This is a genomic window from Rossellomorea sp. KS-H15a, assembly GCF_024195245.1.
GTDB lineage: Bacteria > Bacillota > Bacilli > Bacillales > Bacillaceae_B > Rossellomorea > Rossellomorea vietnamensis.
The window spans coordinates 4035756-4053072 of the sequence record NZ_CP096886.1 but is presented as its reverse complement, the minus strand read 5'-3'; the positions used below and the strand labels follow the sequence as shown (position 1 = coordinate 4053072).

General features: G+C 45.4%; 19 protein-coding genes. 13 read left to right on the top strand and 6 right to left on the bottom strand.

What is annotated here, in order from left to right:
• Positions 1-39: 39 nt before the first annotated feature.
• Positions 40-261 (bottom strand): DeoR family transcriptional regulator, encoded by a 222-nt coding sequence (locus M1J35_RS20790; protein ID WP_034765604.1) that lies wholly within the window; start codon positions 259-261, stop codon positions 40-42.
• Between the two features lie 374 nt (positions 262-635).
• Here M1J35_RS20790 and pepV point away from each other — a divergent pair, with 374 nt between their 5' ends.
• From pepV to M1J35_RS20775, 3 genes are read left to right on the top strand one after another with little or no spacing between them, the layout of a single operon-like run.
• Positions 636-2042: a dipeptidase PepV gene (gene pepV, locus M1J35_RS20785; RefSeq protein ID WP_254652183.1), complete on the top strand. Its 1407-nt coding sequence runs from the start codon at positions 636-638 to the stop codon at positions 2040-2042.
• Positions 2043-2066: 24 nt separating this feature from the next.
• Positions 2067-2915, top strand: a complete 849-nt coding sequence (gene dat, locus M1J35_RS20780; RefSeq protein WP_224522134.1) for a D-amino-acid transaminase — start codon at positions 2067-2069, stop codon at positions 2913-2915.
• 20 nt (positions 2916-2935) lie between these two features.
• Positions 2936-3211, top strand: a complete 276-nt coding sequence (locus M1J35_RS20775) for a hypothetical protein (RefSeq protein WP_224522135.1) — start codon at positions 2936-2938, stop codon at positions 3209-3211.
• Positions 3212-3259: 48 nt separating this feature from the next.
• On the opposite strand, the gene cysK is transcribed toward M1J35_RS20775, so the two are convergent.
• Positions 3260-4189 carry a cysteine synthase A gene (gene cysK / locus M1J35_RS20770; RefSeq protein ID WP_224522136.1) on the bottom strand — a complete coding sequence of 310 codons (930 nt, stop codon included), beginning with the start codon at positions 4187-4189 and terminating at the stop codon, positions 3260-3262.
• A gap of 135 nt (positions 4190-4324) precedes the next feature.
• Here cysK and thpR point away from each other — a divergent pair, with 135 nt between their 5' ends.
• The 4 genes from thpR to M1J35_RS20750 all read left to right on the top strand — a co-directional run bounded on the left by thpR (position 4325) and on the right by M1J35_RS20750 (position 9221).
• Positions 4325-4906, top strand: coding sequence for an RNA 2',3'-cyclic phosphodiesterase (gene thpR / locus M1J35_RS20765; RefSeq protein ID WP_254652182.1), 582 nt, complete (start codon positions 4325-4327; stop codon positions 4904-4906).
• Between the two features lie 23 nt (positions 4907-4929).
• On the top strand, positions 4930-5877 hold the full coding sequence (locus M1J35_RS20760; protein WP_224522138.1) for a nuclease-related domain-containing protein: 948 nt from the start codon (positions 4930-4932) through the stop codon (positions 5875-5877).
• A gap of 230 nt (positions 5878-6107) precedes the next feature.
• A complete protein-coding gene (pulA, locus tag M1J35_RS20755; protein ID WP_254652181.1) occupies positions 6108-8255 on the top strand; it encodes a type I pullulanase in 2148 nt (715 codons plus the stop codon).
• A gap of 192 nt (positions 8256-8447) precedes the next feature.
• On the top strand, positions 8448-9221 hold the full coding sequence (locus M1J35_RS20750) for a phosphotransferase family protein (protein WP_034765627.1): 774 nt from the start codon (positions 8448-8450) through the stop codon (positions 9219-9221).
• Position 9222: 1 nt separating this feature from the next.
• Here M1J35_RS20750 and M1J35_RS20745 read toward each other — a convergent pair whose 3' ends face one another.
• Positions 9223-9501 (bottom strand): YtzH-like family protein, encoded by a 279-nt coding sequence (locus M1J35_RS20745; RefSeq protein ID WP_034765629.1) that lies wholly within the window; start codon positions 9499-9501, stop codon positions 9223-9225.
• Positions 9502-9735: 234 nt separating this feature from the next.
• On the opposite strand from M1J35_RS20745, the gene trmB reads away from it, so the two are divergent.
• Together trmB and M1J35_RS20735 are read left to right on the top strand one after the other, a co-directional pair.
• Positions 9736-10377, top strand: coding sequence for a tRNA (guanosine(46)-N7)-methyltransferase TrmB (gene trmB / locus M1J35_RS20740; protein ID WP_254652180.1), 642 nt, complete (start codon positions 9736-9738; stop codon positions 10375-10377).
• 121 nt (positions 10378-10498) lie between these two features.
• Positions 10499-11341 (top strand): YtnP family quorum-quenching lactonase, encoded by an 843-nt coding sequence (locus tag M1J35_RS20735; RefSeq protein ID WP_254652179.1) that lies wholly within the window; start codon positions 10499-10501, stop codon positions 11339-11341.
• 42 nt (positions 11342-11383) lie between these two features.
• Here M1J35_RS20735 and M1J35_RS20730 read toward each other — a convergent pair whose 3' ends face one another.
• Positions 11384-11698 carry a PepSY domain-containing protein gene (locus M1J35_RS20730; protein WP_061811407.1) on the bottom strand — a complete coding sequence of 105 codons (315 nt, stop codon included), beginning with the start codon at positions 11696-11698 and terminating at the stop codon, positions 11384-11386.
• A 234-nt stretch (positions 11699-11932) separates the two neighbouring features.
• Here M1J35_RS20730 and M1J35_RS20725 point away from each other — a divergent pair, with 234 nt between their 5' ends.
• From M1J35_RS20725 to M1J35_RS20715, 3 genes are all read left to right on the top strand, one after another.
• The gene (locus M1J35_RS20725; RefSeq protein ID WP_061811408.1) at positions 11933-13006 is read left to right on the top strand and encodes a M42 family metallopeptidase; all 1074 of its coding nucleotides are present in this window, start codon (positions 11933-11935) and stop codon (positions 13004-13006) included.
• Between the two features lie 111 nt (positions 13007-13117).
• On the top strand, positions 13118-13648 hold the full coding sequence (locus tag M1J35_RS20720; RefSeq protein WP_224522143.1) for a DUF84 family protein: 531 nt from the start codon (positions 13118-13120) through the stop codon (positions 13646-13648).
• A gap of 115 nt (positions 13649-13763) precedes the next feature.
• The gene (locus tag M1J35_RS20715) at positions 13764-14066 is read left to right on the top strand and encodes a hypothetical protein (RefSeq protein WP_254652178.1); all 303 of its coding nucleotides are present in this window, start codon (positions 13764-13766) and stop codon (positions 14064-14066) included.
• 85 nt (positions 14067-14151) lie between these two features.
• Here M1J35_RS20715 and M1J35_RS20710 read toward each other — a convergent pair whose 3' ends face one another.
• Together M1J35_RS20710 and M1J35_RS20705 are read right to left on the bottom strand one after the other, a co-directional pair.
• A complete protein-coding gene (locus M1J35_RS20710) occupies positions 14152-15645 on the bottom strand; it encodes a peptide MFS transporter (RefSeq protein WP_159362620.1) in 1494 nt (497 codons plus the stop codon).
• Positions 15646-15860: 215 nt separating this feature from the next.
• Positions 15861-16307: a YtoQ family protein gene (locus M1J35_RS20705; protein ID WP_224522145.1), complete on the bottom strand. Its 447-nt coding sequence runs from the start codon at positions 16305-16307 to the stop codon at positions 15861-15863.
• Positions 16308-16478: 171 nt separating this feature from the next.
• Between M1J35_RS20705 and M1J35_RS20700 the strand changes: the two genes are divergently transcribed.
• A complete protein-coding gene (locus tag M1J35_RS20700; RefSeq protein ID WP_224522146.1) occupies positions 16479-16982 on the top strand; it encodes a hypothetical protein in 504 nt (167 codons plus the stop codon).
• Positions 16983-17317: the final 335 nt, after the last annotated feature.

The window sequence follows — 17317 nt, the reverse complement described above, 5'->3', positions numbered from 1 at the left end:
TAGTCAGTTTTAATTTAGGCGGTAACCGTCAACGTCTGTTTAAGAAGTCAACTTCACCTTTTTCTCTGTAGTTGTCCACTGACCCCGGCTCGGGCTTTGGACAAGGTCGTTATAGGCTAACACGTTGAGATCTCTTTGTATGGTTCGAGGAGTAATGCCAAATTCGTCTACAAGATCTTGAGTTGTTACAGTACCCTTCTGTTTGATGTACATGTATACAGCTTTGATTCTAGTGAGCATACGATTGGTTGAAGGTTTCAAAAAACCACTCCCTCATCATTTTTCCAAAAAGGCAAAGACTACATGCGTCATGTGTGCACCTCACGTGCTACCATATGTACTATGCGCTTTAGACAACCCCTTTTCTACAAATAGAGTTTACTCATAAGATGTCAGACAATTACATTGTACTCCTAATCCGACAAAATTTCTAGAATATTGTCCAAATTTACAAACAATTTACCTAGTAACTTGTTGGGTGTATTCCTAGAATATGAAGAAAATGCTAAAAATATGTATTTTGTTTATGAATTGAGATGGGAGTGGGTGATTTCCGCCGCCTCCCCGTTTGGATTTCCCCGTCAAACAGTATAAAATGGGAGGGGAAGACAATACATATAAAGCAGGTGGTAGGGTTGAGTATCAATTGGACGAATGAAGTGGAGAAACGGAAAGATGATTTGCTTAAGGACTTGCAGAAATTCCTTCAGATCAAAAGTGTGCTGGATGAAGAGGATGCAACAGAAGAAGCTCCTCTTGGAAAAGGTGTGAAGGAAGCTCTGTCTTACCTGTTGACGCTGGGTGAAAAAGACGGTTTCACTCCTAAAAACGTTGATCACCTTGCCGGGCATTTGGAATTCGGTGAAGGGAAGGATCTTCTCGGCATTCTTTGTCACGTGGATGTGGTTCCTGAAGGGGACGGATGGAGTGTCGATCCTTATGGCGGTGAAATCAAGGACGGGAAGATTTTTGCCCGTGGAGCGATCGATGATAAGGGACCGACCATGGCTGCTTATTATGCCATGAAAATCGTCAAGGATCTGGACCCAACCTTCAATAAGAGGATCCGCATGATCATCGGTACGGATGAAGAGAGCGATTGGAGATGCGTAGAGCATTATTTCAAAAACGAGGAAATGCCTACAATGGGGTTTGCTCCAGATGCAGATTTTCCGATCATCCATGCTGAAAAAGGGATCGCGGATTATGATCTGGTCCAGGTGAAGGCAGAGCAGGTTGCTGATTCAGGGATCAAAGTCCTTTCCTTCGAATCCGGCCGCCGGTACAATATGGTACCTGATTATGCAAAGGCCATCCTGGTTGTTGATGAGGATCATACGAAATGGGTACAGAACTTTGAAATCTTCACAAAGGATGAAGGGGTCAAAGGAAGCTATTATATCGAAAATGGAGAACTCGTGTTTCAGGTGGAAGGTGTATCTTCACACGGTATGGAGCCGGACAATGGGAAAAATGCAGGGCTTTATTTAGCCGCGTTCTTATCAAAACTGCCACTTTCCTCGCAGGGAAAACAGTTCTTTGAATTCACGACGAAGCATTTCTTCAAGGATTCAAGGGGGATCCAGCTTGGTGTCAGCTACACGGACGACATTACGGGGGATCTGACCATCAACGTCGGGAAGCTCCGTTATTCGGAAGCTGAAGGCGGTCGATTGGGGTTGAACATGCGGTATCCGGTGACCTTTGATATGGATAAAGGGAAGGGCATCATCGAGAACATCGAGGGGTATTCCATCGAGAATTTCACTGATAGCAAGCCTCATCATGTTTCCAAGGATGATGAACTTGTCCAGACCCTGAAAAAAGTATATGAAGATCAAACGGGTGAAAGAGGAGAGTTGCTGAGTATCGGTGGAGGGACATATGCGAGAAGTCTCGAAGCCGGCGTAGCCTTTGGAGCATTATTCCCGGGACGTGAAGATATTGCCCATCAGAAGGATGAGTATATGTATATCGAGGATCTCCTTAAAGCGACGGCCATTTACGCCCAGGCGATTTATGAATTAGCGTGTGAATCATAAGAGAGAAAAGGGGGAGAGGGTAGGATGAACACTGTATTTGTAAACGGGGAACTGATCGACCGTGACAAGGCGAAGGTCGATATCGAGGACCGTGGTTATCAATTCGGGGACGGCATTTATGAAGTGATCCGGGTGTACGACGGAATCACATTCACCATGAAGGAGCATATGGAAAGACTGTATCAAAGCGCTGAAAAAATGAAGCTTTCCATTCCGTATGAAGAAGAGGATTTCACATCTAAGCTCCTTCATTTGATTGACGTCAATGGCGTCAAGGACGGAATCGTCTATTTGCAGGTGACACGCGGTGTATCGGCACGTCAGCATCATTTTCCTTCAGAAGATGTAGTGGGAAGTGTCGTCGCGTATACGAAGGATTTCCCTGTTCCTGCTCACCAGATGCAACAAGGGGTAACAGCCAAGCTGGTGGAAGATATCAGATGGCTGCGCTGTGACATAAAGAGCCTTAATCTCCTTGGAAACCTTCTGGCAAAGCAGGAGGCGGCGTCAGAGGGGCATTTCGAAGCGATTCTGCATCGGGGCGACACGGTAACCGAAGGCTCGTCTTCCAATGCGTTTATGGTGAAAAATGGGGTCATTTATACGCATCCCGTAACAAACCTGATCCTGAATGGAATCACAAGAAGAGTCATTGAAGATCTATGCAGAAAAAATGGGGTCTCTTTTCAAGAAGAAACGTTTTCCGTTTCTGAATTGATGACAGCAGATGAAGTATTCATTGCCAGCACCACTTCAGAAGTGATGCCTGTGGTCAAGATCGATGGACAGGAAATCGGAGAAGGAACACCAGGTGCTGTCACGAAAAGGCTTCAGTCGCTGTTCAATGAAAGAAAAGGGATGGAAGCCCGTTAAATCAGTTTTGGAGGCAATACATGTTGATTTGTTCACAACCATTTATGAAGACCGAACGAAGAATAGAAGACAACCAGCAATTCACCGTAGAGACGGAGGAGCATCTTTATTTGTACAGTGACCGGATCGTCACGCCTACCAAAAGCTTCACCATCAGTGATGTGATGGATGTGACAAGTAAGCCCCTGTCCGCTTACTATACGTTCCTGTACCTTCACACCATTGAAGGGGTCTGGACGTTCGTCGTCAAATCTTCTCCAGAACAATTCATCTCCCTTTATCATAGCGTTAAATGAACATACGAAAGAGGCTGCCCCATAAACGGGCAGCCTCTTGTCATTTTATTAAAATCTGAATAAATCACTTGATAGATAACGTTCTCCTGTATCGCAGGCGATGCATACGACGACATCTTCAGGCGATAATTTCTTCGCGACTTCGATCGCAGCGTAACAGGCGGCTCCTGATGATGGTCCGACTAAGATTCCTTCTTCCCTTGCCATTCGGCGGGCGATGTCATAGGCCTGTTCGTCTTCGATTTTATGAATTTCATCATACACATCCGTATTCAGGATGTCAGGAACGAAGCCTGGACTTGTACCGACCAATTTATGCCTGCCTGGTTTCCCTCCGGATAGGACCGGTGATCCCGCCGGTTCCACTACATGGACAGCAAGCTCGGGATAATGCTCCTTGAGCACCTCACCTGTTCCGGTAATCGTTCCTCCTGTACCCGCCGTAGCGACGAATGCCGATAGGGGCTTGCCGATTTCCTTCATGGCTTCGACGATTTCAAGGGCCGTTGTTTTCCGGTGGGCCTCGGGATTTGCATCGTTTTCAAACTGCATGGGCATGAAGCTGTTAGGGATCTGCTCTGTCAGTTCTTTGGCTTTTTCGATGGCACCGGGCATTTTGTCATCCCCTGGTGTCAATACCACTTCAGCTCCATAGGCCTTCAAGAGGTTGATCCGTTCTTGAGTCATCGTATCCGGCATGACAAGGATCGCACGGTACCCCCGTGCTGCTGCATTCATGGCGAGGCCGATCCCCGTGTTTCCACTCGTAGGCTCGATGATGGTCGAACCTTCTTTCAGGAAGCCTTCCTTTTCCGCTTCCACGATCATTTGATAGGCGGCTCTGTCCTTGACGCTTTTACTCGGATTGTAGAATTCCAATTTCACATATACATCCGCACCGTCAGCAGGGTTTAAGCGATTTAATTTTACAAGGGGGGTGTCCCCGATCAAATCTGCGATATTTTGTACAACTTTCATGTTCATCTTCCTTTCAGAAAACTTTCTTCTTCTATCGTACTAATTCAGATAAATCTTATCAAATAAATGAGCTTTGTATTTCATTTTTGTTGCATTTCCTTCTAGTCATTCTCTCTCATGACACATTTTGCTAAAATGAAAGTACTAACTGAAAGGACGAGTGATATGTTGAACCCCCACTATTTCTTTGCACTTTCCCTGCCTGAGGAAACGAAGCGGTATTTGAATAATAGCATGGAGCCGATGAGGCTTGAGGGCTCGTTTAAGAAATGGGTCCACCCGGAGGATTATCACCTGACTCTGGCCTTTTTGGGGAGCGCGGATGAACTCGGGCCGGTCATGGACAAAGTGGGGCGGTTGACGCATCCTTCTTTTCCGTTGACCTTGAGCGGATTTGGTACGTTTGGGAAGAGTGATTCCCCGAGGATCCTGTGGATGGGGGTCGAGCCTTCCGACATGCTTCACCGTCTCAGGGGCATTGTGTTTGGTGCATGTGAAGAAGCGGGCTTTCAATTGGATCAGAGACCCTTTTCACCGCATATCACAGTGGGGCGGAAATGGAATGGGGAAACCCAATTTACCCAACAGTGGCTGAATGGATTCCAGCCTCCTGAACGTCATACGTTTACAGCAACAGAAGTGGTATTATATCAAACCCACCCGAACCGGCTGCCTAAGTATGAAGCCATCCATACCATACCTTTACAGGCAAATTGACCGACACGAAAGGACCGATTCCTATGGCACAGCTGATTAAACTTCAAGATTACGTTTCACGTTACGAAACGGATTTATATAGATATCCTTCCCAATTTGTCCGATTAAAAAAGCAGCAATGGGAAAAAATGAAACAACATTGGGAGAATGGAGATTTGCCAGAGCCATCACCACCCGTACAGGAATTGGCTGACGAGGAGAAGAACTCCATGAAAGACAAGCTCTTTTCCCTATTTAAGAAAAAAGAGGATGAAAATGAAGAAGAAACGATTCCCCAGCCGAGTGATGAAGACCTTCATTTGGACATGGATGCAGGTCAGGATATCCATTCGGAAGAGGAATTGAAGGCTTCCTTCTTGAACCTTGTATTTGATTTTCAGCTGAGGTGGGCGAGTTCCACCATCACGGAGAAATCCTATGTGGATAACAGCTACCATTATGACGAACGATTACGGTATCTCCTTCAGCGTTTCCCGGATAATATTTTTGTCATGTACAACCCCGTCCTGAAAATTAAAAATGCACCCGTCGAACTGGAAACGGTCTTGATCACGCCTACAGGCATATGGTGTTTGACCTTTCTCGAGTTTGAAGAGGGAACAGCCTATATCGGTTCAGGAGAGCGGTTCTGGGTGAAAAAATGGGGGGATAGGGAAGAAAAGGTGTTAAATCCCCTAATCGGGTTGAAAAGGATGGAGAGAATCGTCCATCAGATCATCCGTTATGCCGGGGTGGAACTGCCCATTTACCAAGCTGTCATAAGCAGGAATGGTTACATAGATTATCCTCTATCCCCAGTCGGGATTCAGTTTTTGGATAAACGGATCCACCAAGAATGGTTCCAGCAGCAGCGTTCAAGCTCTTCACCGATCAAGAGTGTCCAGCTGAAAGCGGCTCAGGCCATTATGGAGTATTGTCAAACAACATCCTTCAAGAGGCTGCAGTGGGAAGAAGCGGCGTCAGATGAGTAGCCGTCGGTTTTGCGAGGACGGGTATAGGGTATATTCTTTCAAATAGCGCTTGTTTGACTACTTCATAAAAAGCAGGCATATACCTTAATAGAGAGTCAAGATAGAGATGGGATATGAAACCGTGAACAGCGGAGCAAATAGGAATGCAGTGAATACTATAAGGTAGCGGTCATTTTAACGAATACAGTTCAAAAGATGGCAGAGAGTCGGAAAATGTTAAACAAAAGTGGGTGGCAGAAGTGTTAGTCATTAGCAGGCAGTATGACGCGTTTTTAGATACATTCAATGTAATTACCATGATCCTTCCATACGATTATCATGAAGGGAATTCCAATCACTTCACCCTGATCAAGGATGATGAAAAGATCGCTCTTCATATCGAAGAGAAGATCCCCCTGAATGATGCTATGAAATATGTGACGACCATTCAGAGTGAAAAGATCATCTTAGGCGAGACGTATGAAATCGTCGACGAGCATGGTACAAAGACGGACCTTCAGATCGGGGCGGTCATACGGACCGAAGAATTTGATCAAAGGTACTATTATGATGGAAATGACCTCGGTGTTACGTATCAGGATGGATGCACCGTATTCAAGGTATGGGCCCCTACAGCGACAGAGGTTCGGTTGAAGCTCAAATCCCCGGATGATGAAGAAATCCAATACCCGTATTCCAGAATGGAAAACGGTGTATGGGAATGCCGGGTCGATCACGATATAGAAGGCTATTTTTATTCGATCCTTCCGTGCATCAATCTTGTTTGGGATGAGCTGCTCGACCCTTATGCGAAAGCAGTCTCATTGAATAGCGAGTGGGGCTGCGTCATCAATCCCGGGGAAAAGGTTGCTCCCCTCGCTCCATTAGCCTCTCCGACGGATAGCGTGATTTACGAATTGAATATCAGGGATTTTTCTGCCCAGAAAGAGAGCGGGATGAAATTTCGGGGGAAGTACAGCGCCTTCACGGAAAAAGGTACGAAGACACCGAAAGGATTCTCAAGTGGGATCCAGTACTTAAAGGAACTCGGTGTCACACATGTGGAGCTGCTTCCCGTTAACGACTTCGACGGTGTGACGGATAATCCTTCGGACACCACCTATAATTGGGGATACAATCCTTTATTTTTCAATGCACCTGAAGGGAGCTACAGCTTAAAGCCTGAAGATCCATATGAGCGGATAAAGGAATTAAAAGCTGTGATCCAAAGCCTTCACGATGAGAATATCAGGGTCATTCAGGACGTGGTCTACAACCACGTGTTCATCCGTGAAAATTCACCTTTTGAAAAACTTGTGCCCGGTTATTTTTTCCGACATGATGAAAACGGCTTACCGTCAAACGGGACGGGGGTTGGGAATGACTTTGCCTCAGAACGTCTCATGGCAAGAAAGTTCATTGTCGATTCGATTCTTTATTGGATGAAAGAATACGGTGTCGACGGTTTCCGTTTTGATCTGATGGGGATCCTGGACGTCAAGACGATGACCGTGATCCGTGAAGAAGTGGATAAAGTGTTGCCGGGGGCGATTTTAATAGGAGAAGGATGGGATCTGAATACGCCACTCCCTCCGCACCAAAAAGCCAATCTCCGGAATGCCCATCATCTTCATGGAATCGGGCAATTCAATGATTGGTTCAGGGACACCATTAAAGGAAGTACATTCAATCTGTATGATAAAGGCTTTGCCCTCGGTCACGGACACCTCGAACAGAAGGTGGAGCTGGTCCTCACCGGCAGCATCGGAATGAAGAGCGGTGAACGGGGCCTCTTTAAAGAGCCCTCTCAATCCGTCAACTATGTAGAGTCCCATGATAATCATACTCTTTGGGATAAAATGAAGGCGTGCATGAATGAAGATGAAGAAACCCTTAAGGCAAGGCACAGATTAGCGACCACGATGGTGCTCCTGTCTCAAGGGATTCCGTTTCTCCATGCAGGGCAGGAATTCTTCAGAACAAAAAAGGGAATCGAAAACAGCTATAACTCCCCCATAGAAATCAATCAGCTGGACTGGGTCAGAAGAGAAGAGTACGACGAAGTGGTCCGGTATGTGAAGGCCCTGATTCAGATACGGAAAAGTCACGGGGCCTTCCGTTTTCAACAAAGTGATTTGATCCGGGAGCATGTAAAAGTATCACACAGCAAGGCGAATCTCGTGGATGTCACCTATCAGAATGTCCATCCGTATGGTCCGTGGGATGAGATCCTCATGGTTTTTCACTCGGATACAAAATCCTGTGAGTACTCCCTCGCTGAAGGAAAACAATGGAGCTGTTTATCCGATGGCAATCAGGCAAGCGTAAGCGGCCTGTATGATGTGAAGGAGTCTTCCATCACCCTCCGACCGGTGTCTTCCTATGTATTTGTAAGGTGACCATTCATTCCAGTGCTTGACGAAAACGCAAGATGACGATAAAATCGTAAACAGATGGCTATTGATTTGTATTGCCCAATAGCTGTCTTTTTTATTTTATTAGACCTTTTTAATAAGGCACCAACATGATAAAAAAGACCCTATAAACGTAAACATATAAACATGACAAAGGACCAATAGAAGGTGAATATATTGGAACACTTATTTGACCAAGATTGGGAAATAGTCCCCGCAGGCGGTGCGACGGGAGAAGCGTTCTTTGCTCAGTATCAGGAGCAGAGGTTATTTTTGAAGCGTAATTCTTCCCCTTTTGTGGCTGTTTTATCAGCAGAAGGAATCGTGCCCAAGCTTGTTTGGACGAAACGAATGGAAAACGGGGACGTCATCACGGCACAACACTGGTTAAATGGGAGAGAGTTAAAGCCTGAAGAGATGAAGGATGAACGGGTGGCGAGGCTGTTGAACAAGATCCACTCCTCAAAGCCCCTTTCAACCATGCTCGAGCGGCTTGGGAAAGAACCGTTTCAACCGGAGCATATGCTGACGGAAGTGGAGACGGGTCTCGAGTTCGATCTTCTTTCATTGCCTGTCATCAGAGAGGCGCTTTCCTTTCTTCAAAAGGAGCTTATGGAAGTACAGCAGGATGAATATGTGGTCTGTCACGGAGACGTCAACCATAACAACTGGCTGCTGTCTGATTACAACCAGTTGTATTTAATCGACTGGGACGGAGCGATGATCGCCGATCCGGCCTTTGATGTAGGCTTACTGTTATACTGGTATATCCCTGAGGATCAGTGGGAAAGCTGGCTGACCCAGTATGGTGCCGAGCTGACCGATAACTTGAAGCTGCGCATGAAATGGTATGTGGTGGCTCAGACGATCCTATCCATCCAGTGGCATAAAGGGAAAGCTCGTTTCCACGAAATGAATCATTGGATTCAATATTTACACAAGGTGATATGAATCAGGAGTAGCTGTTCATATCCGTGACCCATTGGGACAGGTTTTGTTTATTCGTCGTAATATGGTTCGTTAAGTCAGATGATGAAATCCCGCTTTGACTGTACTGGTAAATTTCCTGCAGAACGGGTTTGACGTTTTCATGAATATCGGCATTGACCATCAATGACTTGACCAGCCGTTCAACCTGCTCACATTCCGAAACCGAACCGCAGCAATCCGTCGAATGATTGCTTAATATATCTGATAACAACTGCATTTGATTCTGTGAATTTAAAGGCATCGGGTACACCCTTTCATTTTTCGTATGGTTGAATGAAACACGTACATCCCAAGGTCCCTTCAAATGACCAGACCCAAAAAGGAATTCACTACTAGTGTGTGAATTCCTTTTTCAATTATGCGCCCTTTTTTGAGGGACGGACCTCTACTCAGGCGCTCCATTCCATTTTTGGCTCTTGCATAGGACAGGGAGTCATGGTATGGTTTTTTCGATAATAAAAAATGAGGTGTCTACATGCGTTTACGTCATAAACCATGGGCTTCTGAGAAAATCAGTGATCATCCACAGTATGTTGTGGCAGAACCCCAGGAGAAAAAAGGTCAATGGAACAAAGAGTTTGGTAATGATAACCCGATCCATATCGAGGTAGGGACAGGAAAAGGTCAATTCGTCACGGAAATGGCAAGGGCCAATCCGGACGTTAATTATATTGGAATCGAGTTATATGAGAGTGTCATCGTGACAGCTCTTGATCGCCTGATCGAAGCGGAACTTCCGAACGTCAAGTTGTTGAATGTCGATGCAAGGAATCTAACGGAATACTTCGAAGCAGGGGAAGTGGACAGGGTCTATCTGAACTTCTCTGATCCATGGCCGAAAAACCGCCATGAAAAACGCCGCCTGACATATAAGGATTTCTTGTCCATGTATGAACAGATCCTGGTCAAAGGTGGGGAAATCCACTTCAAGACAGATAATCAAGGATTATTCGAGTACTCTTTAAAGAGTTTCTCATGGTACGGACTTCATCTGAATTTCTTAAGCCTCGACCTTCATAACAGTGAATTCGTAGGCAATATCATGACAGAGTATGAAGAAAAATTCTCCGCCAAAGGGCAAAGAATCTACCGTGTCGAAGCCCAGTTTCAAAATTGATCATAAGAGGAAGACAGCCCAGTGAATATGCAGGGCTGTTTTTTGTATGCCGAGGCATCCACCTACAAGTTGTCCGTGTATTCTGATAAAATGAAGGGGTATGAACAAAGGAGGAATCAGGATGGAAACGTTGAAGGTTGGAGATCTTACGATACACTGGTTGAACGGCGGCGTGACTCACATGGATGGGGGAGCCATGTTTGGAGTGGTTCCAAAGCCCCTGTGGTCCAAGAAGTATGAGGTTAATGAATACAACCAGATCGAATTGCGAACCGACCCACTTTTCTTTCAGTGGGAAGGAAAAAATGTCTTGATCGAATCGGGTATCGGCAAAGGGAAGCTGAATGAAAAACAAAAGCGCAATTACGGTGTGCATGAAGAATCGGATATTGAAGCATCCCTCGCCTCCCTTGACCTTACGCCAAACGATATTGATGTGGTCTTGATGACACACATGCACTTTGACCATGCATGCGGATTGACGAAGGTTGAGGGAGAGGAACTGGTTCCTGCCTTCCCGAAGGCCGTCATCTACACCTCTCAGGTGGAATGGGATGAAATGAGGAATCCCAATGTGCGCTCCCGCAATACATATTGGAAAGAAAATTGGGAAAGCATTCAATCGCAAGTGGAAACGTTCAAAGGAGAGATGGAGGTCCTTCCGGGAATCAAGATGGTCCACACCGGCGGTCACAGTGACGGCCACTCGATCATCCTTTTGGAGCATGGCGGAGAGACATTCATTCATATGGCAGATATCATGCCGACTCACGCACACAAAAATCCATTATGGGTACTCGCGTATGATGACTATCCAATGATGTCCATCGGGGCCAAAGAAAAATGGATAGGGAAAGCGTTGGAAGAAGAGTACTGGTTCCTTTTCTATCATGATGCGGTATACAGAGGCATCAAGTGGAATAGGGACGGGGAAATCATTGATAAAGTTTTAAGGGAAAAATAAGAAAAGGATGATCCCGGAATCAACCGGGGTCATCCCATTTTTTTACGTTAAAGGATATACATCCACCACTGTACCGGTATAAGCGTCGGCTACGAACTCATACTGCTCTAGTTCGCCGTCTTTTCGTCTTGATATACCGCCTTTATACACCTTGGTGCTGACGTGGTGCTTCTGATAGTCTTCAGGCTTCATCCCGATCCATGAACCATCGATACTGCCCTCTTTTTTGAAAGAAAGTTTGACGTCTTTTAATACTTTTTCAGCAGAAATAAGGCGGGAATCATCAAGCTTTTCTTTAAGCAGATATCCGCCCGCTGCTCCGATTCCCAGTCCAAATACGAAAGATTTCCAGTTCATCCTTTATTCCCTCCACAGGCTAATTTCACGTGCCGGAAGCTTCGGACCGAAAACCTTTAGTCCCTGCAAGCCTTGCCCGGCAATGATCGATAATTTGTCATCCTTAGGTACATTCTATCAAAGAAAACAGAAAAAAGAGAACTGCTTTTGTTCTCAATAGGTGGTAAGAGGTGCGAAAGTTCTGTAAAATAAGATTATACATACTGCAGATTTTATATAAAAGGGGCATAAGACATGAAACAAGATACGTTAGAGTTATTTAAGACATTGACTGAATTACAGGGAGCTCCCGGTAATGAGCATGCGGTCCGGGCATTTATGAAAGAACATCTCTCCAGATACTCTGATGAAATCGTACAAGATCGATTAGGCGGAGTATTCGGTGTAAGAAAAGGCAGCGATCAGGATCCCGTCGTCATGGTTGCCGGGCACATGGATGAAGTGGGCTTCATGGTTACATCGATCACAGACAATGGAATGATCCGTTTTCAAACCCTCGGTGGCTGGTGGAGCCAGGTGCTGCTTGCTCAGCGGGTCCAGATCATGACGGATAACGGGCCGGTGACAGGTGTGATCGGAAGCATACCGCCTCACCTGTTAGGGGAAGAACAGCGCCGCAAGCCGATGGACATCAAGAATATGCTCATCGATATCGGTGCGGATGATCGGGAAAATGCCCGTGAAATCGGAATCAAACCAGGTCAGCAGATTGTACCGATCTGTCCGTTCACCCCGATGGCCAATGAGAAGAAGATCCTTGCCAAAGCCTGGGATAACCGTTATGGATGCGGATTATCCATTGAATTATTAAAAGAGCTTCAGGGCGTGAACCTGCCCAACACCCTTTACTCCGGTGCGACGGTCCAGGAGGAAGTTGGACTGCGCGGCGCCCAGACGGCAGCCAATATGATCAATCCGGATATTTTCTTTGCTCTCGATGCGAGTCCGGCAAATGATATGTCAGGGGATAAGAATGAATTTGGTCAACTTGGAAAAGGGGCCCTTCTCCGCATCCTCGACCGATCCATGGTGACGCACAGGGGAATCAGGGAATTTGTTTTGGATACAGCAGAGTCCAACGACATTCCGTATCAGTACTTTGTCTCTCAAGGCGGGACAGACGCCGGAAGAGTACACATGTCAAATGAAGGCGTACCGAGTGCGGTAGTGGGCATCTGTTCAAGATATATTCACACTCATGCGTCCATGATCCATGTAGATGATTATGCGGCAGCCAAAGAGCTGATCGTCAAGTTAGTGAAAGAGTGCGACCGCTCGACCATCGAAACCATTAAATCCAATGGTTGATCACGACTAGAAAAATAGCAAAGGGCTGTCTCATTCATATACGAGTTGGGACAGCTTTTTTATAGAGAGAAAAAAGGCGTTTATCAGACCTTTTAGAAATGAGGGTTGAATTTGTTAAAGATAGCAATCGGAACAACGAATCCAGCGAAGGTGCAAGCCATACAGAAAGCGTTCGAAGAGCAATACAAGGAGGTTCAGTTCCAGTGCCTGAAAACCGAGTCCCAAGTAAGTGAGCAGCCCATGACCGATCAGGAGACGATCGAAGGGGCATTGAACCGCGCAAAAAATGTTCTCCAGGCAACAGATAGTGACGTAGGGATCGGCCTTGAAGGGGGAGTATCAGAATCCCTCTACGGAATGTTTGTCTGTAACTGGGGGGCGCTTGTCGACCGGCAGGGGAACGAAATCATCGGCGGCGGGGCCAGGATTTCCCTGCCAAACGAGATCAGCCGGGAGTTAAAAGCAGGGAATGAGCTCGGGCCCTTGATGGACGAGTATACCCAACGTACGGGAATCAGGAAGAAAGAAGGGGCCGTGGGGGTATTCACCAATGGACTCATTACAAGGGAAACGATGTTCCTGCACGTCGTTCAGCTCCTGCTTGGGCAGTGGCAATATAAAACAAACGTCCAAAACAAGTAAATCCCGGTACATTTAGGGGTTACTTGGCCCATACCAAATCATCCAGTCCTTCATAGGATGGAGTATATCAGACTTTATTTTATCTGATAAATTCTTTCTAAGGAGGTTAGAATTTATGGGATGCAATTATTGTAACGACCGTGTCGGTGGACGCCGGGATGATGATCGTCGTGATGATCGCTGTGACGACCGTTTCTGTTGCGACTGGGATAAATTCCTGTTTGGGGACAGAAGAAGATGCAACTTGTTTGGGGCGAATGATGATCGTGGAAAATGCGGATGCGATAGAGACAACGTAAGAGGAGCAGAAGACCGTAACAGAGGATGCAGAGGCAGAAGAGGCGATGATGACAATCGTGGAAGATGCGGATGCAAGAGACGCAAGCGCTGTGGTTGTGGCTGCGGACTTTTCTGGTAAGAACAGTGGAACCCCATGGTGAATGGGGTTCTCTTTTTTTATGCAAAAAAATCCCCCTGAAACAAGTCCAGGGGGATTAAAATGATTATTTTACACCTTTCATCGCTCGTTGGATCATAGGTGAAATCAGGAATAAAATGACACCTAACGCGATGGCCATTCCACCGATTGAACCAAAATAAATGGTTTCATTTTCAGGTGAATAGAAGCGGACAAGCTGTGCATTCAGAGCCTGTGCACCGGCAGAAGCCAGGAACCAAAGACTCATCGTTTGAGCAGAGAACGCCTCAGGAGCAAGCTTTGTTGTAGCTGACAGACCGACTGGTGATAAGCATAATTCACCAAGAACAACGATGAAGTAACTTAGCACAAGCCATAATGGATTAACAAGTGAACCTTCTCCACCCATTTGTGCAGGTAACAGGATCACTAAGAAAGATAAACCGGCAAACAATAGACCGAATGAGAATTTCTTCGGGATGGATGGCTGACGGTCACCCAATTTCACCCACATCCATGCAAATACTGGAGCCAGCAGGATAATAAATAATGGATTCAATGACTGGAACCATGCAGGAGAAATCGAAATCCCCATGAAATCAAGCTGTGTACGCTTGTCTGCATAGGCAGCAAGGATAGTGGATCCTTGTTCCTGGATCGACCAGAACATCACGGCTGAAATAAATAATGGAATATATGCTAGTACTCTTGAACGCTCCGTTGCCGTTGTTTTCGGACTATAGTACATCACAATAAAGTAGATGGTTGGAACGACGATACCAAAGATTCCGACAATATTGATGAATACGTCCAGTGTAAATAAACCTGCTGGAATTGTAGTACCTAAGATGATCGCCAAAGCAACGACGACTGCACCTACGATTAATCCGTATTTCTTCTTTTCACGCGCATTAAGCGGATTTGGTACATACGTACCTGCAAGACCAAGATTCTTTTTCTTCGTTAACATAAATACAACAAGACCTAAGAACATACCGATTGCGGCTGCCGCGAATCCCCAGTGGAAACCTTTCGATTCCATCAGGCTACCTACGATCAGTGGAGCGATGAATGCACCTAAGTTGATCCCCATGTAGAAAATACTGAATGCCGCATCACGGCGGGTATCATTTTCACTGTACATTTCACCTACAACTGTAGAAACATTCGGTTTTAATAAACCTGTTCCGACAACAATCAATACCATTGAAACAAAGAACAGAGATAAGCTCCCTGGAAATGATAAAGCGATGTGACCAAACATGATGAATATTCCACCGTAGAAGACGGCTTTCGAAGTTCCGAATATCCTATCAGCCAACCAGCCTCCGATGACCCCGGACATATACACGAGTGAACCGTATATGGACATGATGGCTAAGGCTGTGCCTTCCTCTAGACCCAGTCCACCTTTTGATACCTCATAGTACATGTAGAATACGAGGATGGCACGCATTCCATAATAGGAAAAGCGCTCCCAAAATTCCGTGAAGAATAAAGTGAATAATCCCTTCGGATGTCCAAAGAAACCTTTTTGAGGGACACTATCCACAATTTTCTGTTTATTCATTGATGACATGTTACTACCTCCCTTATTCTTTTACTATAATATTTTAATATTTTCTTAAAGTCAAAAAAAGTTTGCAAATGGTTAATTATAACATAAAATTTCTATAGATTGCTAATATTTAATTATTTTTAAAAAGTAAAAATAATTAGGTCTTTAGGTTGTCTTGGGATTGCGCAGAAAAAAGCCTGCAGGATTGATCCTGCAGGCTTTTTGACATATTTGGGTCATTCGGATTCAAATATGTAAGAAAGGGTCTTTAGTGCTTGTTCAATGGACGTTACTGTGACATTCGCCTTATTTGTAAGCTCTTTCAATGGATGGTGAAGTTTTTCCGGGCGAATGAGGATCAGGGGCTTTTGTAGGGTAATGGCTGTGCTCGCGTCCATCGCCGTGTTCCATTGCTTATATTCTTCACCGAATAAAGCAATCACCACATCGGATTTCTTCATAAGCAGTTCGGTCCGGAAATTATTGATGGCAGAAGCAGCTTCATCCCGGAATATCTTGTTCGGCTGCTCACCGAGGATTTCTTCCCCGATCGAATCGGAACGGTCGTGATTTTCCATGGGACCGACGAACTGAAGGGGGAGTCTGAGCGCTTTTGCTTTCTCTTTTAATTCGTCTCTCCAGGAGCTATGTATCTCTCCGGCTAAATATACGGTTAATTCCATATTGATCACCTTCCTGTTTTTAGTCATCTTATCATAAATACCCTTTCGAAGGTATTTCAACCACTTTTCCCATGAAAAAGGCAGAATTTCTTTTTGGAAGGGTTGTCAGCTGGGACTTTATGAGGGTATCATAAGCGTAGGTCCTAGGTATGAAAGGGAGGGAAATCGAGGATGAAAACCACAGCATCGATCATTTTCTTTATACTATTGCTTATTTTAGCAGGATGCAATACATCGATCGACCAGGAAAAAGAGGAGACGGCAAGCGTGGTGGAGGGAGCTTTGGACTCCAATGAGAAAGCCGGTGAAGACGCTGGGAACATCAGCTTTTATCTCCCGTTTGGTGCCAAGATAGAAAAAGAATCTCCTTATAATATCATTATTTCAAAAGATTCTGATACGTTTATACTTTTCACGAACCCTCAAGAAGATAAGGATAGTGAACTTCTATATAAAATGGCCATTAATGACAAAGAGAGCCTCGTGAAGCATGGGACTTTTAAAGAAGACAACCGCTTAGGATATTATGTCATTAAGGAATTGCCGGATACTGAAGAATACGAACTTACTGTAGGAGTGGGCGGAACGAAAGTGACAACTCAGTCAGAAATGAAAGACTTGGCGGATAACGCTGAAATGATGATGAAAATCGCAGCATCAGTCAAACACAACTAGATAGATACAGACCGGTTTTTTTCTGCGGGAGCAGGGAGGAGCCGTTTTTTTTATTTTAAGCCTTCGCGAGATTTTTCTAAGTTAAAATAATGACCGTTCCTTTCCGCTGCAGGCACAAGACTCGCGCGGGGAGGAAGTTGAGCCTCCTCGGGCTTTGCCCTGTGGGGTCTCAACCTTTCCTCTATTTCCCGCAGGAGTCAAGTGCCTTCCGCTCCAATCCACTCTGTGGTACGACACTTTTTCTATATTAAAAAAAACCATCTTCCCACAGTAAACTTTAAGCTTAAACTCAATATTCCTTGTAGTTGTGTTAATTCAGTTGGCCATTTCCTTTT

Bases quoted from the DNA above. Each gene is read 5' to 3' on its own strand.
- cysK (WP_224522136.1), bottom strand. From the start codon at position 4,189: ATGAAAGTTGTACAAAATATCGCAGATTTGATCGGGGACACCCCCCTT.
- M1J35_RS20715 (WP_254652178.1), top strand. From the start codon at position 13,764: ATGGGATGCAATTATTGTAACGACCGTGTCGGTGGACGCCGGGATGAT.
- dat (WP_224522134.1), top strand. From the start codon at position 2,067: ATGAACACTGTATTTGTAAACGGGGAACTGATCGACCGTGACAAGGCG.
- M1J35_RS20775 (WP_224522135.1), top strand. From the start codon at position 2,936: ATGTTGATTTGTTCACAACCATTTATGAAGACCGAACGAAGAATAGAA.
- trmB (WP_254652180.1), top strand. From the start codon at position 9,736: ATGCGTTTACGTCATAAACCATGGGCTTCTGAGAAAATCAGTGATCAT.
- M1J35_RS20710 (WP_159362620.1), bottom strand. From the start codon at position 15,645: ATGTCATCAATGAATAAACAGAAAATTGTGGATAGTGTCCCTCAAAAA.
- M1J35_RS20760 (WP_224522138.1), top strand. From the start codon at position 4,930: ATGGCACAGCTGATTAAACTTCAAGATTACGTTTCACGTTACGAAACG.
- M1J35_RS20725 (WP_061811408.1), top strand. From the start codon at position 11,933: ATGAAACAAGATACGTTAGAGTTATTTAAGACATTGACTGAATTACAG.
- M1J35_RS20735 (WP_254652179.1), top strand. From the start codon at position 10,499: ATGGAAACGTTGAAGGTTGGAGATCTTACGATACACTGGTTGAACGGC.
- M1J35_RS20700 (WP_224522146.1), top strand. From the start codon at position 16,479: ATGAAAACCACAGCATCGATCATTTTCTTTATACTATTGCTTATTTTA.
- M1J35_RS20705 (WP_224522145.1), bottom strand. From the start codon at position 16,307: ATGGAATTAACCGTATATTTAGCCGGAGAGATACATAGCTCCTGGAGA.
- M1J35_RS20745 (WP_034765629.1), bottom strand. From the start codon at position 9,501: ATGCCTTTAAATTCACAGAATCAAATGCAGTTGTTATCAGATATATTA.
- thpR (WP_254652182.1), top strand. From the start codon at position 4,325: ATGAAAGTACTAACTGAAAGGACGAGTGATATGTTGAACCCCCACTAT.
- M1J35_RS20730 (WP_061811407.1), bottom strand. From the start codon at position 11,698: ATGAACTGGAAATCTTTCGTATTTGGACTGGGAATCGGAGCAGCGGGC.